Source organism: Bradyrhizobium sp. USDA 4451 (assembly GCF_054822585.1).
Genome location: NZ_JBTRCH010000001.1, coordinates 5,040,022 through 5,066,007 on the forward strand (window position 1 = coordinate 5,040,022; position 25,986 = coordinate 5,066,007).

At 64.9% G+C, this 25,986-nt stretch carries 23 protein-coding genes and 1 pseudogene; 17 read left to right on the forward strand and 7 right to left on the reverse strand.

The window, feature by feature from the left end; all coding sequences use genetic code 11:
• Nucleotides 1-89 precede the first annotated feature (89 nt).
• Both ACVMB0_RS23045 and ACVMB0_RS23050 read right to left on the reverse strand, forming a co-directional pair.
• Nucleotides 90-1,646, reverse strand: coding sequence for an acyl-CoA synthetase (locus tag ACVMB0_RS23045; protein WP_461347781.1), 1,557 nt, complete (start codon nucleotides 1,644-1,646; stop codon nucleotides 90-92).
• On the reverse strand, nucleotides 1,576-2,496 hold the full coding sequence (locus tag ACVMB0_RS23050; protein ID WP_461347782.1) for a TetR/AcrR family transcriptional regulator: 921 nt from the start codon (nucleotides 2,494-2,496) through the stop codon (nucleotides 1,576-1,578). Before ACVMB0_RS23050 ends, ACVMB0_RS23045 begins: the two co-directional genes overlap by 71 nt.
• Between ACVMB0_RS23050 and ACVMB0_RS23055 the strand changes: the two genes are divergently transcribed.
• From ACVMB0_RS23055 to ACVMB0_RS23095, 9 genes and pseudogenes are all read left to right on the forward strand, one after another.
• Nucleotides 2,487-3,671: a lipid-transfer protein gene (locus ACVMB0_RS23055; protein ID WP_456755411.1), complete on the forward strand. Its 1,185-nt coding sequence runs from the start codon at nucleotides 2,487-2,489 to the stop codon at nucleotides 3,669-3,671. The two genes, ACVMB0_RS23050 and ACVMB0_RS23055, sit on opposite strands and share 10 nt — an antisense overlap.
• 7 nt (nucleotides 3,672-3,678) lie before the next feature.
• Entirely contained in the window at nucleotides 3,679-4,110 is a 432-nt protein-coding gene (locus tag ACVMB0_RS23060; protein WP_461347783.1) for a MaoC family dehydratase N-terminal domain-containing protein, read from the forward strand.
• Entirely contained in the window at nucleotides 4,107-4,511 is a 405-nt protein-coding gene (locus ACVMB0_RS23065) for a MaoC family dehydratase (protein WP_456798238.1), read from the forward strand. Before ACVMB0_RS23060 ends, ACVMB0_RS23065 begins: the two co-directional genes overlap by 4 nt.
• Nucleotides 4,512-4,520: 9 nt before the next feature.
• Nucleotides 4,521-5,348: an SDR family NAD(P)-dependent oxidoreductase gene (locus ACVMB0_RS23070; RefSeq protein ID WP_461347784.1), complete on the forward strand. Its 828-nt coding sequence runs from the start codon at nucleotides 4,521-4,523 to the stop codon at nucleotides 5,346-5,348.
• A gap of 12 nt (nucleotides 5,349-5,360) precedes the next feature.
• Nucleotides 5,361-6,506 (forward strand): annotated as a pseudogene (locus tag ACVMB0_RS23075) (acyl-CoA dehydrogenase family protein).
• A gap of 58 nt (nucleotides 6,507-6,564) precedes the next feature.
• The gene (locus tag ACVMB0_RS23080; protein WP_461347785.1) at nucleotides 6,565-7,428 is read left to right on the forward strand and encodes a hypothetical protein; all 864 of its coding nucleotides are present in this window, start codon (nucleotides 6,565-6,567) and stop codon (nucleotides 7,426-7,428) included.
• A gap of 15 nt (nucleotides 7,429-7,443) precedes the next feature.
• On the forward strand, nucleotides 7,444-7,695 hold the full coding sequence (locus tag ACVMB0_RS23085; RefSeq protein WP_461347786.1) for a hypothetical protein: 252 nt from the start codon (nucleotides 7,444-7,446) through the stop codon (nucleotides 7,693-7,695).
• Nucleotides 7,696-8,015: 320 nt separating this feature from the next.
• Entirely contained in the window at nucleotides 8,016-9,671 is a 1,656-nt protein-coding gene (locus ACVMB0_RS23090) for a thiamine pyrophosphate-binding protein (protein ID WP_461347787.1), read from the forward strand.
• An 85-nt stretch (nucleotides 9,672-9,756) separates the two neighbouring features.
• The gene (locus tag ACVMB0_RS23095) at nucleotides 9,757-11,025 is read left to right on the forward strand and encodes an NAD(P)/FAD-dependent oxidoreductase (protein WP_461347788.1); all 1,269 of its coding nucleotides are present in this window, start codon (nucleotides 9,757-9,759) and stop codon (nucleotides 11,023-11,025) included.
• A 13-nt stretch (nucleotides 11,026-11,038) separates the two neighbouring features.
• Here ACVMB0_RS23095 and ACVMB0_RS23100 read toward each other — a convergent pair whose 3' ends face one another.
• The 3 genes from ACVMB0_RS23100 to ACVMB0_RS23110 all read right to left on the reverse strand — a co-directional run bounded on the left by ACVMB0_RS23100 (nucleotide 11,039) and on the right by ACVMB0_RS23110 (nucleotide 14,064).
• A complete protein-coding gene (locus tag ACVMB0_RS23100) occupies nucleotides 11,039-11,311 on the reverse strand; it encodes a hypothetical protein (protein ID WP_461347789.1) in 273 nt (90 codons plus the stop codon).
• Between the two features lie 288 nt (nucleotides 11,312-11,599).
• The gene (locus ACVMB0_RS23105) at nucleotides 11,600-11,794 is read right to left on the reverse strand and encodes a hypothetical protein (protein WP_456756568.1); all 195 of its coding nucleotides are present in this window, start codon (nucleotides 11,792-11,794) and stop codon (nucleotides 11,600-11,602) included.
• A gap of 263 nt (nucleotides 11,795-12,057) precedes the next feature.
• Nucleotides 12,058-14,064, reverse strand: a complete 2,007-nt coding sequence (locus ACVMB0_RS23110) for a hybrid sensor histidine kinase/response regulator (protein WP_461347790.1) — start codon at nucleotides 14,062-14,064, stop codon at nucleotides 12,058-12,060.
• A gap of 70 nt (nucleotides 14,065-14,134) precedes the next feature.
• On the opposite strand from ACVMB0_RS23110, the gene ACVMB0_RS23115 reads away from it, so the two are divergent.
• Nucleotides 14,135-14,371, forward strand: a complete 237-nt coding sequence (locus ACVMB0_RS23115; protein WP_461347791.1) for a hypothetical protein — start codon at nucleotides 14,135-14,137, stop codon at nucleotides 14,369-14,371.
• Between the two features lie 650 nt (nucleotides 14,372-15,021).
• Here the strand turns inward: ACVMB0_RS23115 and ACVMB0_RS23120 are convergent.
• A complete protein-coding gene (locus tag ACVMB0_RS23120) occupies nucleotides 15,022-15,999 on the reverse strand; it encodes an NADPH:quinone oxidoreductase family protein (RefSeq protein WP_461347792.1) in 978 nt (325 codons plus the stop codon).
• A gap of 398 nt (nucleotides 16,000-16,397) precedes the next feature.
• Here ACVMB0_RS23120 and ACVMB0_RS23125 point away from each other — a divergent pair, with 398 nt between their 5' ends.
• The 7 genes from ACVMB0_RS23125 to ACVMB0_RS23155 all read left to right on the forward strand — a co-directional run bounded on the left by ACVMB0_RS23125 (nucleotide 16,398) and on the right by ACVMB0_RS23155 (nucleotide 24,904).
• On the forward strand, nucleotides 16,398-17,171 hold the full coding sequence (locus ACVMB0_RS23125; RefSeq protein WP_016848416.1) for a motility protein A: 774 nt from the start codon (nucleotides 16,398-16,400) through the stop codon (nucleotides 17,169-17,171).
• A gap of 27 nt (nucleotides 17,172-17,198) precedes the next feature.
• The gene (locus ACVMB0_RS23130; protein ID WP_456798235.1) at nucleotides 17,199-18,029 is read left to right on the forward strand and encodes a flagellar motor protein MotB; all 831 of its coding nucleotides are present in this window, start codon (nucleotides 17,199-17,201) and stop codon (nucleotides 18,027-18,029) included.
• 114 nt (nucleotides 18,030-18,143) lie between these two features.
• Nucleotides 18,144-20,066, forward strand: coding sequence for a potassium transporter Kup (locus ACVMB0_RS23135; RefSeq protein WP_461347793.1), 1,923 nt, complete (start codon nucleotides 18,144-18,146; stop codon nucleotides 20,064-20,066).
• A gap of 154 nt (nucleotides 20,067-20,220) precedes the next feature.
• The gene (locus ACVMB0_RS23140; RefSeq protein WP_461347794.1) at nucleotides 20,221-22,146 is read left to right on the forward strand and encodes a potassium transporter Kup; all 1,926 of its coding nucleotides are present in this window, start codon (nucleotides 20,221-20,223) and stop codon (nucleotides 22,144-22,146) included.
• Nucleotides 22,147-22,280: 134 nt separating this feature from the next.
• Nucleotides 22,281-22,610 carry a rhodanese-like domain-containing protein gene (locus ACVMB0_RS23145; protein ID WP_461347795.1) on the forward strand — a complete coding sequence of 110 codons (330 nt, stop codon included), beginning with the start codon at nucleotides 22,281-22,283 and terminating at the stop codon, nucleotides 22,608-22,610.
• Nucleotides 22,611-22,618: 8 nt separating this feature from the next.
• Nucleotides 22,619-23,788, forward strand: coding sequence for an aminotransferase (locus ACVMB0_RS23150; RefSeq protein WP_461347796.1), 1,170 nt, complete (start codon nucleotides 22,619-22,621; stop codon nucleotides 23,786-23,788).
• Between the two features lie 6 nt (nucleotides 23,789-23,794).
• Nucleotides 23,795-24,904, forward strand: a complete 1,110-nt coding sequence (locus ACVMB0_RS23155; protein WP_461347797.1) for a polyamine ABC transporter substrate-binding protein — start codon at nucleotides 23,795-23,797, stop codon at nucleotides 24,902-24,904.
• Between the two features lie 136 nt (nucleotides 24,905-25,040).
• Here ACVMB0_RS23155 and ACVMB0_RS23160 read toward each other — a convergent pair whose 3' ends face one another.
• The gene (locus ACVMB0_RS23160) at nucleotides 25,041-25,976 is read right to left on the reverse strand and encodes a lipid A biosynthesis lauroyl acyltransferase (protein WP_461347798.1); all 936 of its coding nucleotides are present in this window, start codon (nucleotides 25,974-25,976) and stop codon (nucleotides 25,041-25,043) included.
• Between the last annotated feature and the right edge of the window lie 10 nt (nucleotides 25,977-25,986).

The window sequence follows — 25,986 nt, forward strand, 5'->3', positions numbered from 1 at the left end:
GCTTCGCCGATAGATCCGGAATCTCTCGATTCCGGATTCGGTTCCGTGGGCCGCCCCGGAATGACGGAGCAATACATAAGCCGTACGCCTCAGCTCACCCGCCGCTCGCGGTTCTCCCAATACGGCCTGCGCAGCTCGCGCTTCAGGATCTTGCCGGCGCCGGAGAGCGGCAGCGCGGTCGCGGTGATGTCGACGCTGCGCGGGCATTTGTAGCCGGCGATCAGCGTCTTGCAGTGCTCCATCAGCTCTTCCGGCGTGGCGTCGGCGCCGCTCTTCATCACCACCACGGCGTGGACCTGCTCGCCCCAGCGCTCGCTCGGGATGCCGATCACGGCGCATTGCGCCACCGCCGGGTGCTGGGCCAGCGCGTTCTCGACCTCGGCCGAATAGACGTTCTCGCCGCCGGAGATGATCATGTCCTTGACGCGGTCGACGACGTAGACGAATCCGTCCGCATCCATGTAGCCGCCGTCTCCGGTGTGCATCCAGCCGTCGATCACGGCGCGCGCGGTCTCCTCCGGCCGCTCCCAATAGCCCATCATCACCATGTCGCCGCGCACCGCGATTTCGCCGACGGTGCCTGATGGCACCACCTTGTCTTCCGCATCGACGATCTTCACCTCGGCGCCGAGCGTCGCGCGGCCGGCGCCGCGATGCCGGCCCTTGGCGCGGCCGTCGCCGATATGCTCCTTCCAGTGCAGCAGCGTCGCGATCGGCGACAGTTCGGTCATGCCGTAGGCTTGCGTGAACTCGACATGCGGCAGCGCCTTCATCGCCCGCATCAGCACGGCGTCGCTGATGACCGAGGCGCCGTAAGCGATCCGCTTCAGCGACGACAGGTCGTAACTGCCGAGCGTCGGGTGATCGACGAACATCTGGATCATGGTCGGCACCAGCAGCACGTCGGTGACGTGCTCCTTCTGCACGGCGGCCGCGACGCCGTCGGGCGTAAAGCCCTGGATCACGACGTTGGAGCCGCCGGACAGCAGCACCGAATACATCGCCGCGCCGTTGGCGAGGTGGAACATCGGCGCCGCGTGCAGATAGACCGTGCTCGCCGGCCACAGGCCTTCGCCGAGCGCGTTGAGCGCATTGGCCATCAGATTGCCATGGCTCAGCATCACGCCCTTGGAGCGGCCGGTGGTGCCGCCGGTGTAGAAGATGCCGGCGAGATCGTCGCGGGTGCGCATCGCATCCGCCATCGGTTCGCTCTCCGCGATCAGCGTCTCGTAATTCTCCATGCCGGCGGGCGTCTCGCCTTCGTCGGCGTAGATGAGCTTGAGGCGAGGGATGGCGCCTGCCAGCGTCGCGCCGACCGCCGCGAACGCCTTGTCGACGAACAGGATCGTCGCGCGGCAGTCGCGTAGCGCATCCTCGTTCTCGATCGGAGACCAGCGGATGTTGAGCGGCACGATCACGGCACCGGCCCAGCCGACCGCCAGATAGAGCTCGAGATAACGGTCCGAGTTCAGCGACAGGATCGCGACGCGGTCGCCATCGTCGGCGCCAAGCGAGCGGATGGCGGCGGCGAGGCGGGCGACGCGGTCGCCGACCTCGCGCCAGTTGCGCCGCCGCTCACCGCAGACGATTGCGAGCCCGTTTGGATTGACCTGCAGCGCCCGCCGCAGTCCGTGCGTGATGTTCACTCGTCTCCTCCCTCGATGCGTTTCCCTTGCGAGGCGGTTTGTCCGCCTTCTGCGCAGCCGGATCGGCTGCTTTGCGCGTTGTTGTCTCGCGCGTTGATGTCACTTGCGTTGTTGCTTTGGCGATGCCCTCGGTGAGGCGGATCGCGAATTCCTCGGCGACGGCGCGGCCGCTGAGCTCACCGCCGGGCTGGAACCAGTGTCCGATCCAGTTCAGCGAGCCCGCGATCGCGAACGCCGCGAGCTTCGGGTCGCAGGGTTTCACCGAACCGTCCTTGACGCCAGCGGCAATATAGTCGCGGAAGGCGCGGTCGATCCGCCGCTTCGCGGTCTGCACGATCTTGCGGTTGTCCTCGCTGAGATCGCGGATGTCGAAGCGGACCAGGCTCTTGCCGTAGTCCTCGGTCATCAGCTCGGCATAGCGGACGATCAGCTTGCGCAGCTTGTCGAGCCCCGAGCCGCCGCCGGCCGAGGTCTCGGCGATGCAGTCGTCGACCAGCTCGTTGCCGATCGACCAGCACTCGTAGAGGATCTCGTCCTTGCCGCGGAAGTAATTGTAGAGTGCCGGCTTGGTGATGTTGAGCCGCCTGGCGACCTCGTTCAGCGTGGCGCCGTGATAGCCCTGTTCGAGGAACAGGGCGACGGCCGTGCGCAACACCGCCTCGCGCTTCTCGTCGCGGGCGCGGCGCCGGCTCTCGAACGGCAGCCAGGGGGACTCGTTGCTGGAAGAGGGGGAGCTGGCGTCCATCGCGTCGGTTGTTGTCGCATTGACTCCGGAAGATGGCCCGTATATTACCCATGGGTAATAAATAGTCCAGTGGGTAATTTCCGGGAGGGCACGCGATGACGTCACGCAGCTATGTTGCCGGGGTCGGCATGATCCCGTTCGTCAAGCCCGGCGCCAACGCGCCGTATCATGTGATGGGCGCAGAGGCCGCCAGGCTCGCGCTCGCCGATGCCGGGCTCGATTACGGCAAGGTGCAGCAGGCCTATGTCGGCTATGTCTATGGCGATTCCACCTGCGGCCAGCGCGCGCTCTATGGCGTCGGCATGACCGGCATCCCGATCGTCAACGTCAACAACAATTGCTCGACCGGCTCGACCGCGCTGTTCCTGGCGCGGCAGGCGATCGAGTCGGGCGCGGCCGATTGCGTGATGGCGCTCGGCTTCGAGCAGATGAAGCCCGGCGCGCTCGGCGCCGTGTTCACCGACCGCCCCAGCGCGTTCGACGATTTCGATGCCGCGGCCGACAGGCTGGTCGACGCGCCTGGCGTGCCGCTGGCGCTGCGCTATTTCGGCGGCGCCGGCCTGAGCCACATGAAGAAATACGGCACGCCGCTGAATGCTTTTGCCAAGGTGCGCGCCAAGGCGAGCCGCCACGCCAAGAACAATCCGCTGGCGCTGTTCCGGAAGGAAGTCACCGCCGACGACGTGATGAACGACCAGGTGATCTGGCCCGGCGTGATGACGCGGCTGATGGCGTGCCCGCCGACCTGCGGCGGCGCCGCCGCGATCCTGGTCTCGGAGAAGTTCGCCGACCAGCACGGCCTCAACAAGCAGGTCCGGATCGCGGCGCAGGCGATGACGACCGATACGCCGTCGACTTTCGGTGCGTCAGACATGATGCAGGTGGTCGGCTACGACATGGCGCGCGATGCCGCGGGCAAGGTCTATGAGGCGGCGGGCATCGGGCCAAAAGATCTCGACGTCGTCGAGCTGCACGACTGCTTCGCCCATAACGAGCTGATTACCTATGAGGGACTCGGCCTGTGCGGGCAGGGTGAGGCCGCGAAATTCATCGACGACGGCGACAACACCTACGGAGGGAGGATCGTCACCAATCCGTCCGGCGGGCTGTTGTCGAAGGGCCATCCGCTCGGCGCCACCGGCCTTGCGCAGTGCTACGAGCTGACCCGGCAGCTGCGCGGCACCGCCGCGGCAACCCAGGTCGAGGGCGCGCGGCTCGGCTTGCAGCACAATCTCGGCCTCGGCGGCGCCTGCGTCGTGACGCTCTACGAACGCGCCTGAGGCCGTCATGGTCGATCAATCTGCCGTCGGGCGCGAATTCACGCCGGTGACCGCGCGCGTCGAGCCGGGACGCCTGCGCTTCTTCCTCGACACGCTCGGCGAGACCAATCCGGTCTATCGCGATGGCGAGGCGACACCGGTGCCGCCGACCTATCTGTTTTGCCTCGAGATGATGGACGCGCCTGATCCGTTCGAATTCCTGACCGCGCTCGATATTGATCTCGCCCGCGTGCTGCATGGCGAGCAGCGCTTCGACTATCACGCGCCCGTGCTGGTCGGCGACATCTTGACGTTCCACCCGCGGGTCACTGGCGTGACCGAGAAGAAGGGCGGGGCGATGACGCTGATCGTGGTCGATACATCAGTCACCAACCAGAACGGCGTCCACGTCGCCGATGTCTCGCGCACCATCGTGGTGCGCAATGCGAGGCCGTCATGACCGGCGTTCCGTCGGTCGGCGACCGCATCGTCCACAAGGAGTTTCCGCCGATCACCCGGCATCGCCTGGCGCTGTATTGCGGCGCCTCCGGCGATCACAATCCGATCCATGTCGACATCGACTTCGCGAAGGCGGCCGGTTTCCCCGACGTGTTCGCGCACGGCATGCTGGTGATGGGCTATCTCGGCCAGGCGCTGACGGACGCGGTGGCGCCCTCGCGCATCCGCTCGTTCGCGACCCGCTTCGCCGCGATCACCCAGCTCGGCGCCAGGCTGACCTGCGAGGGCACCGTGACCGAGCTGATCGAGCAGGGCGGCGAGAAGCGCGCCAAGCTCGCGCTGACGACGAAGGATCAGAACGGCGAGATCAAGCTCGCCGGCGAAGCGATCATCGCGCTCTAGGGAGAGATCATGTCGAAACTGCAAGGCAAAGTCGCGCTCGTCTCAGGCTCCGGCCGCGGCATCGGGCGGGCGATCGCGTTGAAGCTCGCAAGCGAAGGCGCACGCGTCGTGGTCAACGACCTCGATGCCGAGCCGGGCAATGCCGTCGTCGCCGAGATCAAGGCCATCGGCGGCGAGGCGATCGCGGTCAACGGCAGCGTGACGGAAGCGGGCTTTGCCGATCGTTTCGTAGGCCGCGCGATCGAGCAGTTCGGCGGCCTCGACATCATCGTCAACAATGCCGGCTACACCTGGGACTCGACGATCCAGAAGATGTCGGACGAGCAGTTCCAGGCGATGCTCGACGTGCATCTGGTCGCCCCGTTCCGCATCATGCGCGCGGCGTCCGAGCCGATCCGGGTGATGGCGAAGAAGGAGGCCGAGGCCGGGCGCGAGGTGTTCCGCAAGGTGGTCAACATCTCCTCGATCGCGGGGCTCTACGGCAATGCCGGGCAGGCCAGCTATTCCTCGGCAAAGGCCTCGCTGATCGGACTGACGCGGACGATGTGCAAGGAATGGGGCCGCTACAAGGTCAACGTCAATTGTGTGGCGTTCGGCCTGATCAACACCCGCCTGACCCAGCCGATCGAGAGCCAGCAGAAGACCATCGACGTCGCCGGCCGCGACATCAAGGTCGGCGTCCAGCCGCAGATGCTGGAGGCGATGGGCCGCATGATCCCGCTCGGTCGCGGCGGCACGCCGGAGGAAGCGGCGGACGCGGTCTATCTGTTCTGCGCTCCGGAATCGAATTACATCAGTGGTCAGGTGATCGTCGCCGGCGGCGGTCTGCTGATTTAGCACGGGGATATCATGCACTACCGATCGTCCTGGATGACCGAGGAGCTCGACACCTTCCGTGACCAGTTCCGCAAATTCCTCGCCAAGGACCTGGCGCCGCACGCCGAAAAATGGCGCGCGCAGAAGCTGGTCGACCGTTCCGCCTGGCGCGCGCTCGGCGAGATGGGCGCCTTGCTGCCGAGCGTGCCCGAGGCCTATGGCGGGCTGGGTGCGACCTTCGCCTAGGACGCGGCCGTGCTCGACGACCTCGAGAGCACGGTGCCGGAGCTGACCACCGGCATCTCCGTGCACAGCGCGATCGTGGCGCATTACATCGTCAACTACGGCTCGGAGGAGCAGAAAAGGCGCTGGCTGCCGAAGATGGCCTCGGGTGAGATGGTCGGCGCCATCGCGATGACCGAGCCCGGCACCGGCTCCGATCTGCAGGCGGTCAAGACCACGGCGAAGAAGCAGGGCAATTCCTACGTCATCAACGGTCAGAAGACCTTCATCACCAACGGCCAGGCGGCCGACCTCGTGATCGTCGTGGCGCGCACCGGCGCGCCTGGCGCCAAGGGCATCTCGCTGATCGTGGTCGAGACCGCCGGCGCCGAAGGCTATCGGCGCGGCCGCAACCTCGACAAGATCGGCCTGCACGCCTCCGACACCTCGGAGCTGTTCTTCGACAATGTCGCGGTGCCGCCGGAAAACCTGCTTGGCAATGAGGAAGGCAACGGCTTCGTGCAGCTGATGCAGCAATTGCCGCAGGAGCGGCTGTCGCTCGCGATCGGCGCGGTCGCCTCGATGGAGCGCGCGGTGAAGATCACCGCGGATTACACCAAACAGCGCACCGCGTTCGGCAAGCCGCTGATCGAATTCCAGAACACCGCATTCACGCTGGCCGAGCGCAAGACCGAGGCGATGATCGCCCGCGTCTTCGTCGACTGGTGCGTCGAGCGCCTGGTCGCCGGCGACCTCGACACCGTGACGGCGTCGATGGCCAAATGGTGGTGCTCGCAGAAGCAGGTCGAGACCGCCGACGAATGCCTGCAGCTGCACGGCGGCTACGGCTATATGCAGGAATACCCGATCTCGCGGATGTTCATCGATTCGCGCATCCAGAAGATCTATGGCGGCACCAACGAGATCATGAAGGTCTTGATCGCGCGCTCGCTGTAGGGTTGAATGTCGCTCCCGCACCATGCCGGGACGATTTCATCATTGCTGGGGGCCGTCGTTGGATACGCCTGCGACCGGTGCCGAGGCTACGGAGGCCCCAATCACCTTGCGGCCTCCATACACCCGCGGTGCTTTCGTAGCGGCCGTCATCTGGTCTCTGCGCGTCGTCTTGTCGGTTAATCTGTGGTGTTTCTTCTTGTGGCTCGCGGGTGCATCCGGGCCGGGCGGAACGCCTTCCTTCGCGGCCATCGTCGGCAGCGTCGGAGGCGCATCGCTGCTGATGTGGCTGCTGGTCATGCCAAGAAGGCGCCGCGCACGAAATGAATGCAGCATCATCTTCCTGCGTGGCTTCAGGCAGGAGGCCCGCGCGGACGTTCCCAATCGCGTGTTGCCGTGCATCGGCTGCTACGGCCGGATCATGCGGCTGCGCAACGTCGTCAAGACAGGAACGCAGGATCAGATCGCGGGATTGAACGGCGAGTCCATGACGGACACAAGGGAGCAGCCCTACGTTCGCGATGACTGGAAGCCGGTTCTGCTCGCGCTGCTCCAGCAGGCCGATCTTGCTGTGATCGACTTCTCCGTCTCGAGCGAAAGCCTGTTTTGGGAGATCGAGCAGTGCTTGCGGCGGCTGCCTGCCCAGCGCATCGTGCTGATCACGGAGCTGAGCGAGTACGCGAAGGAGAACCATTCAGAGCTTTGTGGCAGATTCCCCGACCTGCTGTACGCGCCAGCACCGATCCCGGTCTATCCTTCCCGATTTCTCATCCCTTTGCGGTTCTGGAAGTGGTGGTTCTTCGAGTATGAGCGACGGGTCGATCATTGCATGAAGGCAATTGCGGCGCAGTCGTTGCAGAGGGCGTTGCTTGCCAGTGATTGGCATGGACCTTCAGGCCAAGCGAAAAGTACGGTGGCATCCTGAGATGTCTGGAAGACGATGAGATTGCTTCTCGATATCGTCATCGCGTTGCTGGTGTTGCCGGTCTTTCTGGTTGCCGCGCTGCTGGTGGCGGTCGTGTTCGGGCTTGTGGGCGGCGGCGCGAGCGCTTTCGTCTCCGCCTGGCCCGTCATCGAATACTATCATGACCGGTTCCTCCTGTCGGTCATTCCGTCATCCTGGTCCGCGGGCCTTATTCGTCGCGCCGAGGCCTGCGTGGATTTCTATTCTGATCAGAATCGGCGGCGTTAGGGCATGACCCGCCGTCTCCGGCAGCCGGATCGGATCGGCATTGTCGGCAAGACCGGCCTTGGCGAACAGGTCGCGGCCCGGAATCTCGAGCCACAATCTCGAGATTTTCAGGTACACAAGAGTGCACCATAGTTCGATGCTTTCGCATCGCCCCGGAATGACCGGGAGAATAGGCCTGTCCCATCCCGGCCGCATGGCTCAATGCGGCCGCCGCATTGCGCGGCGACTTCGGCCTTGCGCCATATTTCCGACTATCCTACCCCCGTGGGACCAAATTCCGCGCGAGCCGCGAGCGCGCGCCAATGCCGCAGGGAGCCCACATGACCAAAAGCAACGCCCGCACCGGAGGCCAGATCCTGATCGACCAGCTGGTCGCGCAAGGGGTGGAGCGCGTCACCTGCGTGCCGGGCGAGAGCTATCTGGCGGCGCTCGACGCCCTGCATGACAGCCCGATCGACGTCGTGATCTGCCGCGCCGAGGGCGGGGCGGCGATGATGGCGGAGGCCTATGGCAAGCTCACCGGGCGTCCCGGCATCTGCTTCGTCACCCGTGGTCCGGGTTCGACCAATGCCGCCCACGGAGTGCACATCGCGATGCAGGATTCCACGCCGATGATCCTGTTCGTCGGCCAGGTCGACACCGGCATGCGCGAGCGCGAGGCGTTCCAGGAACTCGACTACAAGGCGGTGTTCGGCACCGTGGCGAAATGGGCGGTCGAGATCGATCGCCCGGATCGCATTCCGGAGCTGGTTGCGCGCGCGTTCCGTGTCGCGTTGCAGGGCCGCCCCGGTCCTGTCGTGATCTCGTTGCCCGAGAACATGCTGACCGAAACCGCGGCGGTCGCCGACGCGCCGAAGGTCGAGCCGGCGGCGAGCTGGCCGGCGCCGGCCGATCTCGAGCGTCTCGGCACGATGCTTGCCGGCGCCAAGGCACCGCTGGTGGTGCTCGGCGGCTCGGCCTGGACCGCCGACGCCGCCAAGGGCATCGCGCGCTTTGTCGAACGGTTCGACCTGCCGGTCGCGACCTCGTTCCGCCGCGCCTCGCTGTTCGATGCCGACCATTCGCATTATGCCGGCGACCTCGGCATCGGCCCGAGCCCGAAGCTCAGGGATCGCTTCACCGGCGCCGATGTGATCCTGCTGATCGGCGGCCGCATGTCGGAGATGCCGTCCTCCTCCTATACGCTGCTCGACATTCCCTCGCCGAGCCAGCAGCTCATTCACGTCCATCCGGGCTCCGAAGAGCTTGGCCGCGTCTACCAGCCGGCGCTGGCGATCCAGGCGACGCCTGCCGCCTTCGCGGCTGCGGTCGAGACCATGAAGCCCGCGGCCGCGCCGGCCTGGACGGGCGAGGCGGCCAAGGCGCACGCCGATTATCTTGCCTGGACCGACAAGCCGCGCGAGCTGCCCGGCAGCTTCCAATATGGCGAGGTCGTGACCTGGCTGCGCGACCGGCTGCCGAAGGATGCGATCGTCTGCAACGGCGCCGGCAATTACGCCGGCTGGATCCATCGCCATCATCGCTTCCATTCATTCGCCGCGCAGCTGGCGCCGACCTCGGGCTCGATGGGCTACGGCGTGCCGGCGGCCGTGATGGCCAAGCGGCATCATCCGGATCGCGTCGTCGTCGCATTCGCCGGCGACGGCTGCTTCCTGATGAACGGGCAGGAGTTCGCCACCGCCGTGCAGTATGACGCGCCGCTGATCGTCGTGGTCATCGACAACGCGCAATACGGCACCATCCGCATGCATCAGGAGCGCGATTATCCCGGCCGCGTCGTCGGCACCCAGCTCAGGAACCCGGACTTCGCGCTGTACGCCAAGGCGTTCGGCGGTCATGGCGAGCGGGTCGAGCGCACCGAGGACTTTGCGCCCGCCTTCGAGCGCGCGCTGGCCTCCGGCAAGCCGGCGATCCTGCACTGCCTGGTCGATCAGCGCGCGCTGTCGGTCGGCAAGGACTTTGTGCCCGAGGCATGATCCGGAAAAGTGCGAAGCGGTTTTCCCCGCGACAAACGCAATGCGTTTGCGCGAAGATCATGCCCAATCAAAAGGCGAAGCGCTGATGACCGGAACGGGGCGTCACGTCGCGATCATCGGGGCCGGCGCGGTCGGCGTGATCTCGGCCATCGAGGCGCTGCGCGCGGGTCATCGCGTCACGCTGATCGATCCCGGCGAGCCCGGCGGCACGCAGGCCGCGAGCTATGGCAATGCCGGCTGGCTGTCGTCGCATTCGGTGATCCCGCCGGCGGAGCCCGGCACCTGGAAGAAGGTGCCGGGCTATCTGATGGACCCGCTCGGGCCGCTCGCGATCCGCTGGTCGTATCTGCCGAAGGCGCTGCCGTGGCTGATCAGGTATCTGCTGTCGAGCTGGACCGAGGCGCAGGTCGAGGCCACCGCGCGGGCGATGCGCGATCTCTTGAAGGATGCGCCGCTGCTGCACCGGCAGCTCGCCGAAGAAGCCGGCGTACCCGAGCTGATCGAGCGGCGCGGGGTGATGCATGTGTTTCCCTCGCGCGCGCCGTTCGACCGCGATCTCGGCTGGCGCATCCGCAAGCGCGTCGGGATCGAATGGCTCGAGCTCGATGAGGATGAGATGCGCCAGCGCGAGCCCGATCTGCATCCGCGCTACAAATTCGGCGTCGTGGTCGAGGAGGCCGGCCGCTGCCGCGATCCCGGCGCTTACGTCGCAGCACTCGCCGCGCACGCCGTCGCAAGCGGCGCCGAGCGCGTCGCCGCCAAGGCGACCGGCCTCAAGCTTGCCGGCGACAGGCTCGTCGCCGTGGTCACCGAGCGTGGTGAGGTCGCCTGCGACGCGGCGGTCGTCGCCGCCGGCGCGCGCTCGAAACAGCTGACCGCATCGATCGGCGATCCGCTGCCGCTCGAGACCGAGCGCGGCTATCACGTCATGATCGAGCACCCGGAATCCGGCCCGCGCAATTCGATGATGGCCTCGGATGCCAAGATGGTCGTCAACTGGACCGACAAGGGCCTGCGCGCCGCCGGCACCGTCGAGATCGCAGGCCTCGACGCCGCGCCGAACTGGAAGCGCGCCGAGATCCTGCGCGAGCATCTGTTCAGCATGTTCCCGAAACTGCCCCGGGACATTCCACCGTCGCGGATCAAGACTTGGTTCGGCCATCGCCCGAGCATGCCCGACGGGCGGCCCTGCATCGGGCACAGCAGCGCCTCGCGCGACGTGGTCTATGCCTTCGGCCACGGCCATGTCGGGCTGGTCGGGTCGGCCCGCACCGGCCGGCTGGTCGCGCAATTGCTCAGCGGCAAGGCGCCGGAGATTCCGCTCGCCCCGTTTTCGCCGGCGCGCTTCCTGTAAGGGGACGTGGATCTCAGCTGTCCCCGGCCCAAGCCGTGATCGCGGCCGGCGCGATCACGCGTCTTGGCATATGCGGATTGATCGTGCCGGCGCTGACGTCCCGCGTCTGATCGAGCAGGGTGCGCGCGAACGCCTTGGCATCCTGCTCTGTCGTGAAGGTGCGGGTTTGGCGCGCGAAGCGGTGATGTCCGGCGTCAGGGTCGTTTCGCACGGCGAACGAGACGTACCAGATGGCCTTGTCCGCCTTCATCGCGCGGCCCTGCTGGCGGTGGTCGGCGCCCGCCACCGGGACGTCGTGGCCGATATTCGATATGCAAAAAGTGCCAAGATGAAGATTCCTGAAATACAGCAGACGACGGCTAATTGGCCCCCCTGTGGACAAGGAATGCTACAGGATCGGCACACATACCGATACTGGCGGCATATTACCTCTCAACCGCTGGGTGAATGACAATGCCCTATTGCGAATTTGGTTCCTGCGGTCGGACGTGGCGGCTTTCCGGTGGTTAAATCGATCTTCCAGCGGCGCGCGAGATGATCTTGGGAAGCGTGCTGTCGCGGAAACGGACGCGACCTAGACAGCATCGCCTTGCTTGCCGGCCGCGGCAGCGGCAATGGCCTTCTCGACCTCTGCGGCGAGGGCGGTGAGATGGTCGGCCAATCTGGTGAACAGCTCGCGCTTTCGGATGTCGGTGGCCAGGTCGCGGATCAGTGCGCACTCCGCCGCGTCGCGGCGAAGCTTCTCAAGGTGCTTCAACATATCCTGCATGGTGCGGCCCAGTACGCTCTCGTCAGTGAACGGTAGGCGGCGGGAACTTGCGGGACAATAACCTGTGATAATTTCGGCTCCGCGCGTCGGGCTGGCCGCCCGCCCGACAAACACTCGGCGGTGCATCGGTCGGACAGGCTGAAGCATGATCCGAAAAAGTGCGAAGCGGGTCCCCTCGCGACAAACGCGGAACGCGTTTGCGCGGAGATCATGTTCAAACAAAGAGCCAAAGCGATGACGATTCAACCAAATCTCATCGCGCTCTAGCGGCGGTCGAGGATTTCCCGCACGCGCAACGCAAGCTTGGCTTGCGAGACCGGTTTCTCCAGCAGCTCGACGCCCTGGTCCAGCCGGCCATGATGTATCACGGCGTTCTGCGAGTAGCCCGTCATGTAGAGAATCTTGAGTCCATGCCGCATCTCGGCAGCTCGTTTTCCAAGCTCGCGGCCGTTCATGCCCGGCATCACAATGTCGGTGAGCAGGAGGTCGATATGCGGCTGCTCCTGGAGCAGGATGGTCAATGCGGACTGCGCGCTCCCAGCCATCAGCACGCGATAATTCAATTCTCGCAGCAGCTCGCTGATATAGGTGCGCAGATCCTCGTCATCTTCGACGACCAGGATGGTTTCGATCTTGCTGGACTCGGCTACGGCGACCGGTTCGTCAATCTCGTCCTGCTCGAGGGCCGGCCCGCGGTGGCGAGGGAAATACATTTTGATGTTGGTGCCGTAGCCGAGCTCGCTGTAGATCTTGATATGGCCGCCCGACTGCTTCACGAAGCCGTAGACTTGGCTGAGTCCGAGGCCGGTGCCGTGTCCGACTTCCTTGGTCGTGAAGAACGGTTCGAAAGCATGGCTCAACGTATCGTGGCTCATCCCGACACCCGTGTCGGTGATGCTGATGACTACATACTGCCCCGGGCTGAGTTCGGGGTTTCGTAAAGAGTACTCGTGATCGGCCGAGACGTTCGAGGCCTCGATCGTCAGTTTGCCGCCTTCAGGCATCGCGTCGCGCGCATTAATCGCGAGGTTCAGGATGGCTGATTCCAAATGGTTTGGATCGGCTTCAATCTGCCAGAGCCCGGCGCTGCCGACGGTCTGAACGTCGACGCGTTCGCCAAGCGTCCGTTGCAGAAATTCCTGCAAGCTGTTGAGGAAGTTGTTCAGCTCGATCGGTTTCGGTGACAGGGCCTGTCGGCGCGAGAAGGCGAGCAGGCGGCTGGTCAGGCTCGCTGCGCGCTGTGCGCCGCGTTTCGCATGAGACAGGGCGCGTTGGAAATTGGGATTGCCCGCGAGCTGCCGGCCATGTCGCTCCATCGTTTCGAGGTTGCCGATCACGATCATCAGCAGGTTGTTGAAATCGTGCGCGACGCCCCCGCTGAGTTGTCCGACCGCCTCGAGCTTTTGCGAGGCAAGCAGTTGATCCTGAACCTTGGCGAGCTCCTCCTGTGCGTTGCGGCGCTCGCTGATGTCGCGGGTCACCTTGGCGAAGCCGACCACGGCACCGCTCTCGTCCATGATCCTGTCGATGACCACCGACGCCCAGAACTTGGTGCCGTCCTTGCGGACACGCCATCCTTCGGCTTCGAACCGGCCGCTTTGCCTTGCTTGCTCGAGCGCGCGGTCGGGCACGCGGTTTGCCCGGTCCTCTTCCGTGTAGAATCGCGAGAAGTGCTGGCCGATGATCTCGTCCGGCGCGTAGCCCTTGATCCGCTCTGCGCCGGGGTTCCAGGTGACGACGACGCCCGAGGCATCGAGCTGAAAAATCGCATAGTCCACGACGGCCTCGATCAGCCGGCGATAGCGCCGTTCGCTGTCGAGCAGCGCCTTGGTGGCTTCGGTCCGCTCGGTGACATCGCGCGTAACCTTGGCGAAACCGATCAGCGACCCCTTGCGATCTCTCACCGCATCGATCACGACAGTCGCCCAAAAACGGCTTCCGTCCTTGCGGACCCGCCAGCCCTCTGAGCTGAAACGTCCCTGTTCGGCGGCGACCGCCAGTGCCTTTTGCGGCAGTCCGGCGGCCTGATCCTCGGGAGTATAGAAGGTCGAAAGCGGTCGCCCGATGATTTCGTCGGCGCTATATCCCTTCAGCCGGGCGGCGCCGGAATTCCAGCTTGCGATCGTGCCGTCTGGCTCGACCAGATAGACCGCATAATCGGTGATCGCGTCGATCAGCAATTGAAGCCGTTGGCTGTCCGACACGTCGGCTGTATTGGGATTCATTCGAAGATAGCGGCCCGCCGCCGACCCCTCATGCAAATTGATCAAGATGCACCGGTTAACGTCAACATTTTGAACTCGTTCCCCGCCGCCACGGCAACGAAAATATAGGAACCAAGTGGATGTCACCGCACTGCAGGCGCATGGTATTGCGGATGGCGGCAGCGATATCGATCCGTTCGGCTTTTCAGAATTTAACTTGACACCAGACCCAACTCAGATGTTTAATGCGTCCGTCTCGCCCGACACGAGGGGCGCTTCGCGGTCGTCACGAACGTGGGTCGAGATGCGGTGGACGCCGATTGCGCAACTGACGAGTGCGCATGAGGCGGACGGCGAAATCGTGCAGGCCTGACGCCCTAGCGGTAGGTGTCTCTTCCGATTGCGCAGTGCGCGTTGTGAAGACGGTGACAACAAAGCCAAGTCTCGCCGGGGAGAGCACGTATAAGCCGTAAGCCATCGCGCAGGGAAAGCCGGATTGCTCCGGTTACACCTGTGGTCCTACCCCCGTGCTTTCTACCCATTGCACGGGGCCCATGGGTGCGATCGGCACCCGGCTTTCCCTGCGCCCTCACCAACGGAGAGGGCGGAACGAAAGAGCAAAGCTCGGACAATTCATGTCGCGAGAACGCGAAACTGCGTCCTCATCTACAACTGTCATCGCGCGGCTCGCCGCCTCCGCTAAAGCTTCGGCGCGCCACGGACTGCTTGCCTCGTCGAAGCCTTGGCGTAGACGGGACCGAGCGATCCAGTACGCCGCGGCTTCTCGGCTCAAGCATTGCTGCCTCTGGAAGACTGGATCACCCGCTTTCGCGGGTGATGACACCGAGAGTGTGGCAAGTGAATCGAAACCCATCCTCATTGTCGTCCTGGCGAAAGCCAGGACCCATTACCCCGAATGCTCATTGTTGTGCGACGCTGGGGCCGCGGTCCCGTTCATCACCGAATGCGGTGGTTACGGGTCCTGGCTTTTGCCAGGACAACATCGGCAGTTTGTCTTTCCCGCTAACCGATCCGCACCACCATCTTGCCGAGCGCGGCGCGGGTTTGCATGGTGGTGAACGCCGCGCGGAAATCGTTGAACGCGAACACCTTGCCGACCACGGGCGTCAGCCGGCCATCGTTCAGCCACGCCGACAGTTGCGTCATCACGCGCGCCTGCGCCTCCGGCTCGCGGCGCGCGATCTGGGCAGCGTCGACGCCGATCAGAAGGCCGCCCTTCAGGAGCGGCAGGTTGAATGGCAGCGCGGGGATCTGGCCCGCCGCAAAGCCGACCACGACATGGCGGCCGTTCCAGGCGATCGAGCGGAACGCCTGCAGCGAGACCTCGCCGCCGACCGGATCGAAGATCACGTCGGGACCATGGCCGCCGGTCGCCTCCTTCAGCGCGTCGCGCCAATCGGGCCTGGTGTAGTCGACCACGGCGTCGGCGCCGAAGCTGGCGGCGAAGCTGCGCTTCTGCTCGGTCGAGGCCGCGGCGATGACACGCGCGCCGAGCAGCTTGCCGATCTGGATCGCGGCGATGCCGGTGCCGCCGGCGGCACCGAGCACCAGGAGCTGCTCGCCGGCCTTGAGCGAGCCGCGCTCGCCGAGCGCGTACAGCGCCGTGAGGTAGTTGGTGCGGAAGGCGGCTGCGGCCTCCATCGACAGGCCGTCGGGCATGATCTCGACCACAGCCGGCGGCACCACGATCTGCTCGGCCAAAGCACCCGAGCGCGCCGCGCCCATCACCCGCATCCCCGGCGCGATGCCGGCGACGTCGCTTGCGACCGCATCGACCACGCCGGCGAATTCCGCACCGGGGGTAAAGGGCAGGGCGTCCTTGGTCTGGTAGCGGCCCTCGACCTTCAGCCCGTCGACGAAGCCGATGCTCGCGGCGTGGATCCGGACGCGGATCTGTCCGGGGCCGGGTTCGGGGGTGGCGATCTCCCTCAGCTCGATCTGCTCGATGGGCGCATAGTGCTCGACGACGACCGCCTTCATCCTGTCCTGCTCGCTTGTTCGTTTCCTCGAGAGCCTTTTCCGTTCCGATTGAATCGGAACGGGGCTCTCAATTCTTGTGTTGACGCGTTTTCTTCACGCGAACCGGTAGCCATCCCGGATCAAGTCCGGGACAGGCTTTCGCTCGAAAACGCTTTGAGCCCACCTATCTCATGTCCGTTGTTCTACGGGGAGGGCTTTTGCGCATGCCGTGGCGGCGTTCGATGCGGAAAGCCAGCATCTTCAACGACATCGCGAAAAGGCCGGCGTTTACCCGTTGTTATCCCTACCAAATTCGGTAACGCGTCCTTAATGGCGTTAACGCTAGGGTTTTCCACGCGGCCCGCACTGGGCTGCGCGCCGTCCAGGACGGGCAGGTTGCGTACGCGTTGGAGTCTCCTATGGATATCATGACTGGCGCCGGGCTGTTGGCTGGCATCATCGTCATCGCGGTGATGATGTTCATGGGCGGCGACCTGCACATGTTCATCTCCGAACATGCCATGATCATCATCTTCGGCGGCTCGATCGCGGCGACGATGATCCGCTTTCCGCTCGGCGTGATGCTGCACGGGCTGCCGCTCGGCGCCAAGTTTGCCTTCACCATGAGCCGGCTGTCGGCACGCGACCTGGTCGACGAGCTCGCCCGCATTGCCGAGATCGCCCGCAAGCAGGGCCCGGTCGGCCTCGAGAAGGTCGAGACCGACGAGCCGTTCCTTGCCAAGGGGATCCGCTACGTCGCCGACGGCTACGACCTCGAATTCATCCGCGACAACATGGAGCGCGACCGCGACAATTTCCTGATGCACCTCGACGAGGGCAGCAAGATCTATCGTGCGATCGGCGACTGCGCGCCGGCCTTCGGCATGATCGGCACGCTGATCGGCATGGTGCAGATGTTCGCCAACATGACCGACCCGTCGAAGCTCGGCCCGTTCATGGCGACCGCGCTGCTCGCGACGCTGTACGGCGCGCTGGTCGCCAACCTGTTCTGTCTTCCGATCGCCGACAAGCTGCACGGCAAGCTGCTCGACGAGGAGACCAACCGCACGCTGATCATCGACGGCATCCTGATGATCCGCGACTCCAAGAGCCCCGCGCTGGTGCGCGAGATGCTGCTGGCCTATCTGCCGGAGAAGCATCGCCAGGAGGAAGGCGAGCCGGTGCCGGCCTGACCGGCCGGGGGTTCGGGAAACGCGACAATGGCGAAGAAAAAACGCGGCGACGCCCATACCGGAGGTCACGGCTGGTTCGTGACCTTTGCCGACCTGATGGGCTTGATGATGAGCTTCTTCGTGATGCTCGTCGCGTTCTCCACCATGGACAACAACAAGCTGAAGATCGTCGCCGGCTCGATGCGCGACGCCTTCGGCGTGCAGACCAATGTGCGCTATTCGGGCATCGTCGAGTCCGACGGCCTGCCGACCCGGCCGAAGCTCAAGAACGTCGAGCACATCTCGCCGGAGGAGTCTTCGGCCAATCCGACCCCGGACGAGCAGGAGCGCAGCCAGATCAACGGCGCGCGGCTGAAGATCGACCGCGAATTCGCGCTCGCCTCGGCCTCGCTGCGCCAGGCGCTGCAGGACATGCCGGAGCTGACCGAGATCTCCAAGAACATCATGTTCGAGGAGACCAAGGAGGGGCTCAACCTCGAGATCGTCGATCAGGACGGCCGCTCGATGTTCGCCGACGGCTCCAGGGAGCCGTATGAGCGCACTCGCCGGCTGATCCAGAAGCTCGCAGCGCCCTTGAAGGCGACGCCGCTGCGGATCGCGATCGTGGGGCATACAGCCGCAGGCTTCGTGCCGGCGCGCAGCGAATACGACGCCTTCGACCTGTCCGCGGACCGCGCCAATGCGGTGCGGCAGATCCTCGAGCGGGAAGGACTGCCGCCGTCGCATGTTTTCGCGGTTTCCGGCAAGGCGGACGGCCAGCCGCTGTTTCCCGACGACCCGACACTGCCGGCCAACCGTCGCGTGACCATCACGTTGATGCGGGAAAATCCGCCGCTGCCGCCGGACTTGAAGCCGTAGCCCAAAAATACCATGTTACCGTCGCGCGGACGGTGTGGCTTGGTTGACAGGCGGGGCGGAAGCGTTGATAGCCGCGCGGATCAAAACCAACCGATCGGGCGTTCCAACTTCGCCATGGCTGCCAGCGTCACATCCAGCGAAGCCCAGGACACTCAAGGCACGATCCAGGGTGCGGGGCACGGCACATCCAGTTTCTGGGCCCTCACACTGGGCAGCATCGGAGTGGTGTTCGGCGATATCGGCACGTCGCCGCTCTACGCATTCCGCGAGGCGGTCGGCGGTGCCGCGCACGGCCAGCCGGTCACCCGCATCATGGTGCTGGGCGTGCTCAGCCTGATCCTGTGGGCGCTGTTCACGGTCGTCACCGCGAAATATGTCCTGCTGCTGCTGCGCGCCGACAACAATGGCGAGGGCGGCACGCTGTCGCTGATGGCGCTCGGCCAGCGCGCGCTCGGACGGCGCAGCTGGCCGCTGCTCGCGCTCGGCGTGGTCGGCGCCTCGATGTTCATCGGCGATTCCATGATCACGCCGGCGATCTCGGTGCTGTCGGCGGTCGAAGGCCTCAAGCTCGCCACGCCGCATCTCGAGCACTATGTGGTGCCGCTGACGATCCTGATCCTCGTCGTGCTGTTCTCGGTTCAGCGCTCCGGCACCGCCCGCGTCGCGTCGGCCTTCGGGCCGGTCATGGTGGTGTGGTTCGCCTCGCTCGCGGCGATGGGCGTGGCCCACATCATGGATGATCCGTCGGTGCTGGCGGCGATCAATCCGTACTACGCGCTCCAGTTCATGCTGACCCACGGCACCATCGGCCTGGTGACATTGGGCGCGGTGTTCCTCGCGGTGACCGGCGGCGAGGCGCTGTACGCCGATCTCGGGCATTTCGGCCGCAAGCCGATCCAGTCCGGCTGGCTGTTCTTCGTGCTGCCGTCGCTGCTATTGAACTATTTCGGGCAGGGCGCGCTGGTGCTGTCCGACCCTGGCGCGATCGAGAACTCGTTCTACCGCATGGTGCCCGACGTGCTGCTGCTGCCGCTGGTCGGGCTCGCCACCGCCGCGACCGTGATCGCGAGCCAGGCGGTCATCACCGGCGCCTATTCGCTGATCAGCCAGGCGGTGCAGCTCGGGCTGTTGCCGCGCTTCGAGGTCCGCTACACCTCGGAGACCCATGCCGGCCAGATCTACCTGCCGCGGGTCAACCGGCTGCTGTTGATCGGCGTGCTGCTGCTGGTGCTGCTGTTCCGCACCTCGAGCGGGCTCGCCTCGGCCTACGGCATCGCCGTCTCCACCACCATGGTCGCCGACGGCATCATGGGCTTCATCGTTATCTGGAAGCTGTGGAACTGGCGGGTGGCGTCGGCGGCGGCGTTGATCCTGCCGTTCGTGATCGTCGACATGACCTTCTTCAGCGCCAATCTCCTGAAGCTGTTCGAGGGCGCCTGGGTGCCGCTCTTGTTCGGCATCGTGATGGCGACGATGATCTGGACCTGGCGCCGCGGCGCCGCGATCCTGGTCGCCAAGACGCGCCGCATCGAGGTGCCGCTGCGCGACCTGGTCCACAGTCTGGAGAAGCGGCCGCCGCATATCGTCAAGGGCACCGCGGTGTTCCTGACCAGCGACCCGAGCTTCGTGCCGACCGCGCTGCTGCACAATCTCAAGCACAACAAGGTGCTGCACGAGCACAATGTGATCCTGACCATCGAGACCGCGCCGACGCCGCGGGTCGATCTGTCCGAGCGCGTCAGCATGGAGAAGGTCAGCGACAAGTTCACCGCGGTGCGGCTGCGCTTCGGCTACATGGAATCGCCGAACGTGCCGAAGGCGCTCGCGGTCGCTCGCAAGCTCGGCTGGCAGTTCGACATCATGTCGACCTCGTTCTTCGTGTCGCGCCGCTCGCTGAAGCCGTCGGCCCAGTCCGGAATGCCGCAGTGGCAGGACCATCTGTTCATCGCGATGAGCCGCTCCGCCAACGATGCCACCGACTATTTCCAGATTCCGACCGGGCGGGTGGTTGAAGTGGGTACTCAGGTAACTATCTGAGCCGGCAGCGAATTCCGGCGTTGAGAAACCGTGATCTATGCGTGATACGCATAGTGGAGGCCTGAATCCGTGCTAACCTATGCATTCCTGCCGGGAGTATAGGCCTGCAACCCGGCATTGTGCAGTGCGGCAGAAGACAGAGGCGCAGCTTCCCATGTCATCCGAGAGTGCGATCACCGCGGCGGAAACGCCCGCGGCAAACGGCCATGGCGAGGCGCATTCAACCGCCACCTTCAAGGCGCTGATGCTCGGCAGCATCGGCGTCGTCTATGGCGACATCGGCACCAGCCCGCTCTACGCGCTACGCGAGGCCGTGGTTGCGGCTGCCGGCGGCGAGGGCGCCGTCACGACGCATGCGGTGCTGGGCGTGCTCTCGCTGATCCTGTGGGCGCTGATCGTCGTCGTCACGCTCAAATACGTCGTGATCCTGCTCCGTGCCGACAACAATGGCGAGGGCGGCACGCTGGCGCTGATGGCGCTGGCGCAGCGCGCGGTGACCAAGGGCGGAGCCGCGATCGTGCTGCTCGGCATCATCAGCGGCGCGCTGTTCTACGGCGATGCCGTGATCACGCCGGCGCTCTCGGTGCTGTCGGCGATCGAAGGCATCAAGCTCGTCACCTCGACCTTCGATCCCTATGTCGTGCCGCTCACGGTGGTGATCCTGGTCGTGCTGTTCGCGGTGCAGTCGCGCGGCACCGCGCGGGTTGCCGCCTTCTTCGGGCCGGTGATGTGCGTCTGGTTCGCCGTGATCGCGATCGCCGCGCTGCCGCAGATCGTGCGGCATCCCGAGGTGCTGTACGCGCTCAATCCGATCCTTGCGGTGTCGTTCATGCTGCATCACGGCGTGATCGGCTTCATCACCCTCGGTGCCGTGTTCCTCGCCGTGACCGGTGCGGAGGCGCTCTATGCCGATCTCGGCCATTTCGGCAAGCGCCCGATCCAGACCGCGTGGCTGTTCATCGTGCTACCGTCGCTGGCGCTGAACTATCTCGGGCAGGGCGCGCTCCTGATCGGCGATCCCAAGGGCGTCGAGAACCCGTTCTTCCTGATGTTCCCGGATTGGGCCCTGATCCCGATGGTCGCGCTCGCCACCATGGCGACCGTGATCGCGAGCCAGGCCGTCATCACCGGCGCCTATTCGCTGACCCGGCAGGCGATCCAGCTCGGCCTGATGCCGCGGTTCGAGATCCGCCATACGTCAGAGGCGCATTCCGGCCAGATCTACATGCCGCGCATCAACCGGTTGCTGTTCATTGCGGTGATCGTGCTGGTGCTGATGTTCCGTTCGTCGAGCGCGCTGGCGTCGGCCTACGGCATCTCGGTGACCGGCACCATGGTGGTGACCGCGATGATGGGCTTCGTGGTGATCTGGAAGGTCTGGCGCTGGTCGCCGGTCGCCGCCGCCGCGCTGGTGGCGCCGTTCCTGTTCCTCGACATCACGTTCCTGGCCGCCAATCTGCTCAAGGTGTTCGAGGGCGGCTGGGTGCCGCTGGCGCTCGGCGGCGCCATGATGGTCGTGATGTACACTTGGCGGCGCGGCAGCCGGCTATTGTTCGAGAAGTCGCGCAAGCTGGAATTCCCGCTCGCCGATCTCGTCGCGATGCTGGAGAAGCGGCCGCCGCAGCGGGTCTCCGGCACCGCAGTGTTCCTGACCAGCGATCCGGTCAGCGCACCGACCGCGCTGATGCACAGCCTCAAGCACTACAAGGTGCTGCACGAGAAGAATGTCATCCTCACCATCGAGACCGCGCCGACGCCGCGCATCGATCCGTCCGAGCGGGTCCGGATGGAGCAGCTGACCGAGACATTCTCCAAGGTGACGCTGAAGTTCGGCTTCATGGAGCAGCCGAACGTGCCGAAGACGCTGGCGATCGCCCGCAAGCTGGGCTGGCAGTTCGACATCATGTCGACGTCGTTCTTCCTGTCCCGCCGCGCGCTGAAGCCGGCGGCGCATTCGGGCATGCCGAGCTGGCAGGACCATCTGTTCATCGCGCTGAGCCGCTCCTCGAACGATGCCACCGACTATTTCCAGATCCCGACCGGGCGGGTGGTCGAGGTCGGCACGCAGGTCACGATCTAGGCCCACGATCCAGCTTTTCTGCGCGGCATCTAACCCGTTTCGGACGCTTGATTTTCTTGCCGCGAGAGGCGACTTTGCGGCCCGGAACGGCGAGCCATGCGACGCTCGCCAAGCAATATTGGGAGGATATTTCCGTGGCGGATCACAAGGTGGAAGATTTGTTTCCGGACGAGGTGTCGAAGGGCATAGCGGAAGGCCGCTATCTCCTGGTCGACGTCCGCGAGCCCAATGAAGTCGCCGTCGAAGCCTATCCCGATGGCGTCGTGGTGCCGCTGTCGAGCTTCGATCCGGCTGCGATCCCCGATCCGCGGGGCAAGCAGGTGGTGTTCGCCTGCCGCTCCGGCAAGCGCTCGGTGACGGCCTCGCTGGCCGCCCAGGCCGCGGGCCTGCCCTACGACAAGCACCTCGCGGGCGGCATCATCGGCTGGAAGGCGGCGGGACTGCCGACCAAGACCGGCGGCTGATCCCTGACATGACCTCCATGAACAAGGTCTTCGCGGACCTTCCCGTCACCATCTTCGAGGCGATGTCGCAGGCTGCGCGCGACAACAACGCCATCAATCTCGGCCAGGGCTTTCCCGACGATCCCGGACCGGAGGACATCCGCCGTGCCGCCGCGGACGCCTCCATCAACGGCTACAACCAATATCCGTCGATGATGGGGATTCCGGAACTGCGTCAGGCGATCGCATCGCATTACGGCCACTGGCATGGACTCAAGCTCGATCCGATGACCGAGGTGATGGTCACGTCAGGCGGCACCGAAGCGCTGACCTCATCGATCCTCTCCGTGGTCGAGCCGGGCGACGAGGTGGTGTGCTTCCAGCCGGTCTATGATTCCTATCTGCCGATCATCCGCCAGGCCGGCGGCATCCCGCGGCTGTTGCGGCTCGAACCGCCGGAGTGGCGGCTGAACGAGGAGATGCTGCGCAGCGTCTTCAACCACAAGACCAAGGCGGTGCTGTTCAACAATCCGCTCAACCCTGCGGCCGTGGTCTATCCGCGCGAGGACCTCGAGCTGCTGGCGCGGTACTGCCAGGAGTTCGATGTGGTCGCGATCTGCGACGAGGTCTGGGAGCATGTCGTGTTCGACGGCCGCGAGCACATTCCGTTGATCACGATCCCCGGCATGCGCGATCGCACCATCAAGGTCGGCAGCGCCGGCAAGATCTTCTCGCTGACCGGATGGAAGATCGGATTCGTCTGCGCCGCGCCGCCGCTGTTGCGCGTCGCCGCAAAGGTGCACCAATTCCTCACCTTCACGACCGCGCCCAATCTGCAAGCGGCGGTCGCCTACGGCCTCGGCAAGCCGGACGATTATTTCTTCGACATGCGCAAGGACATGGCGCGCAGTCGCGATCGCCTCAGCAAGGGGCTCGAGAGCATCGGCTTTCCGGTGTTGAAGTCGCAGGGCACCTATTTCCTCACGGTCGACCTGTCGCCGCTCGGCCTCAATGAGGCCGATGCGGAGTTCTGCTGGCGAATTGTAAGGGATTACAAAGTCGCGGCTATTCCAGTGTCGGCGTTTTACGAGCAGGATGCGGTGACGTCGGTCGTGCGTTTCTGTTTCGCCAAGAAGGACTCGACGCTCGACACCGCGCTGGAGCGGCTGTCGGACGCGGTGCATCGTCGCAAGAGGTAGACCAGAATGCAGAAGCAGAGCCGTCGTCTCGTCAGCCTCGTCGGTACGGTCGCCACGGTTCTGTTGTTCGCTGCCTGCGCCAGCGCGGAGGAGCGCACGGTCAACTTCTACAACTGGTCGAACTACATGGCGCCGGGAGTCCTCGAGGACTTCACCAAGGAAACCGGCATCAAGGTGGTCTACGACACGTTCGACGCCAATGAGACGCTGGAGACGCGGCTGCTGGCCGGTAAGTCCGGCTACGACGTCGTGGTGCCGACCGGCTATTTCCTGCAGCGGCAGATCACCGCGAAGGTGTTTCTGAAGCTCGACAAGTCGAAGCTGCCGAACCTCGCCAACGCCTGGCCGGTGGTGACCGGTCAGCTCGCGACCTACGACCCCGGCAACAATTACGGCGCCAACTACATGTGGGGCACCACCGGCATCGGCTACAACGTCAAGATGGCGGAGAAAATCCTGGGGCCCGATGCGAAGATCGACAGCTGGGACATGGTGTTCAAGCCGGAGAACCTCGCCAAGTTCAAGGATTGCGGCATCCACATGCTGGATTCCGCCGACGACATCCTGCCGGCGGCGCTGAGCTATCTCGGCCTCGATCCGAACTCGACCAAGCAGGCCGACCTCGAAAAGGCCGCCGATCTCGTCATCAAGATCCGGCCCTATGTGCGCAAATTCCATTCGTCCGAATATCTCAGCGCGCTGGCCTCGGGCGAGATCTGCTTCGTGGTCGGATGGTCTGGTGACATCATGCAGGCGCGCAGCCGGGCGGCGGAAGCCAACACCGGCGTCGAGATCGGTTACACGATCCCGAAGGAGGGCGCGCAGATGTTCTTCGACAATCTGGCGATTCCCGCCGATGCCAAGAACGTCGCCGAGGCCTATGAGCTGATCAACTACCTCTACCGTCCCGACGTCGCGGCGAAGAACTCGAACTTCCTGTCCTACGCCAACGGCAATCTGGCGAGCCAGAAGCTGATCGATCCGAAGATCTTCAACGACAAGAACATCTATCCCGACGAGGCGACGCAGAAGAAGCTGTTCGTGATCACGGCGCGCGATCCCGCGACGCAGCGGATCATCAACCGGCTGTGGACGCGCGTGAAGACCGGGAAGTAGGTCTATCCGTCATTGCGAGGAGTGAAGCGACGAAGCATCCATCGCTCCGCATGCAGGAGAAATGGATTGCTTCGCGGAGCCTGTCATCGGGCGCGCGTTCGCGCGACCCGTTGGCTCGCAATGACGAATGTAGAGCCTACCGCCAGCGCCGGTGCAGCCAGAGCCATTGATCCGGATATTCGCGGACCCAGCCCTCGACGATGTCGGTGATCGCCTGCATGGTGCCCTGGATGTCGATCTGGCCGGACGCGTCGAACACCGGTTTCACTTCCTCGGTGACCTCGCCGCGGAAACGGCCATCGGGCAGGCGGATGATCCGCGTGCCGTGGATCGGGCAATCGATCTGCCGGCGCAGGCGCGCCAGCAGCGGGTTCGCGGTGGTCTTGCGGCCGAAGAAGGTGACGGGAACGCCGTTGGTCAAATACTGGTCGACCAGCATCGCGACGTGCTGGCCGTCCTTCAGCGCCTGCGCCAGCTTGAGCGGCGCGTCGCGGCCGGCGGGGACCAGCGTACCGAGGTTGACGGCGCGGATGCGCTCGATGGCGCGGTCGGCGGCCTCGATGTTCGGCCGCCGGAACAGGATCGTGGCGTCGAGGCCATGCGCGGCGGCAGCGATCGGCGAGAGCTCCCAATTGCCGAGATGCGCGGCGAAGAACAGTGCCGGCTTGCCGTCGTCACGCAATTGGTCGAACAGCTGCTTGCTCCGCGCCGAGAATTCGACGCGCCCGGGCTTGTCGGGATTCTGGGGGTCATGATCCCAGATGCGGTCGATATGCGCGAATTCGGCGCCGATGCGTCCGAGGTTGTGCCAGACGCCGGTCAGGATCTCTTCGATTTCCTGCGGTGACTTCTCCGGGAAGGCGGCCGTCAGGTTCTCGCGGCCGATCCGATCCTCGCGCAGCCGGCGGCCGATGAAATGCGCGGCGTGGCCGAAGAATCGTGCGGTCTTCTCCGGATCGAAATAGCGCGTGGTGCGCAACAGTCCGGTCGTCAACGCGCCAATGGCAGCGTCGGTCACGAGCTTGGCAGCGTCACGCAGCTGCGCCCTGGTGCGAAGGATCAGGCGTTTCATCTGTCGAGGC

Coding starts and splice junctions, on each gene's coding strand:
- ACVMB0_RS23130 (WP_456798235.1), top strand. CDS start 17,199: ATGGCGAAGAAAAAACGCGGCGACGCCCATACCGGAGGTCACGGCTGG.
- ACVMB0_RS23090 (WP_461347787.1), top strand. CDS start 8,016: ATGACCAAAAGCAACGCCCGCACCGGAGGCCAGATCCTGATCGACCAG.
- ACVMB0_RS23105 (WP_456756568.1), bottom strand. CDS start 11,794: ATGCAGGATATGTTGAAGCACCTTGAGAAGCTTCGCCGCGACGCGGCG.
- ACVMB0_RS23070 (WP_461347784.1), top strand. CDS start 4,521: ATGTCGAAACTGCAAGGCAAAGTCGCGCTCGTCTCAGGCTCCGGCCGC.
- ACVMB0_RS23055 (WP_456755411.1), top strand. CDS start 2,487: ATGACGTCACGCAGCTATGTTGCCGGGGTCGGCATGATCCCGTTCGTC.
- ACVMB0_RS23065 (WP_456798238.1), top strand. CDS start 4,107: ATGACCGGCGTTCCGTCGGTCGGCGACCGCATCGTCCACAAGGAGTTT.
- ACVMB0_RS23125 (WP_016848416.1), top strand. CDS start 16,398: ATGGATATCATGACTGGCGCCGGGCTGTTGGCTGGCATCATCGTCATC.
- ACVMB0_RS23155 (WP_461347797.1), top strand. CDS start 23,795: ATGCAGAAGCAGAGCCGTCGTCTCGTCAGCCTCGTCGGTACGGTCGCC.
- ACVMB0_RS23085 (WP_461347786.1), top strand. CDS start 7,444: ATGAGATTGCTTCTCGATATCGTCATCGCGTTGCTGGTGTTGCCGGTC.
- ACVMB0_RS23160 (WP_461347798.1), bottom strand. CDS start 25,976: ATGAAACGCCTGATCCTTCGCACCAGGGCGCAGCTGCGTGACGCTGCC.
- ACVMB0_RS23095 (WP_461347788.1), top strand. CDS start 9,757: ATGACCGGAACGGGGCGTCACGTCGCGATCATCGGGGCCGGCGCGGTC.
- ACVMB0_RS23150 (WP_461347796.1), top strand. CDS start 22,619: ATGACCTCCATGAACAAGGTCTTCGCGGACCTTCCCGTCACCATCTTC.
- ACVMB0_RS23120 (WP_461347792.1), bottom strand. CDS start 15,999: ATGAAGGCGGTCGTCGTCGAGCACTATGCGCCCATCGAGCAGATCGAG.
- ACVMB0_RS23135 (WP_461347793.1), top strand. CDS start 18,144: ATGGCTGCCAGCGTCACATCCAGCGAAGCCCAGGACACTCAAGGCACG.
- ACVMB0_RS23140 (WP_461347794.1), top strand. CDS start 20,221: ATGTCATCCGAGAGTGCGATCACCGCGGCGGAAACGCCCGCGGCAAAC.
- ACVMB0_RS23060 (WP_461347783.1), top strand. CDS start 3,679: ATGGTCGATCAATCTGCCGTCGGGCGCGAATTCACGCCGGTGACCGCG.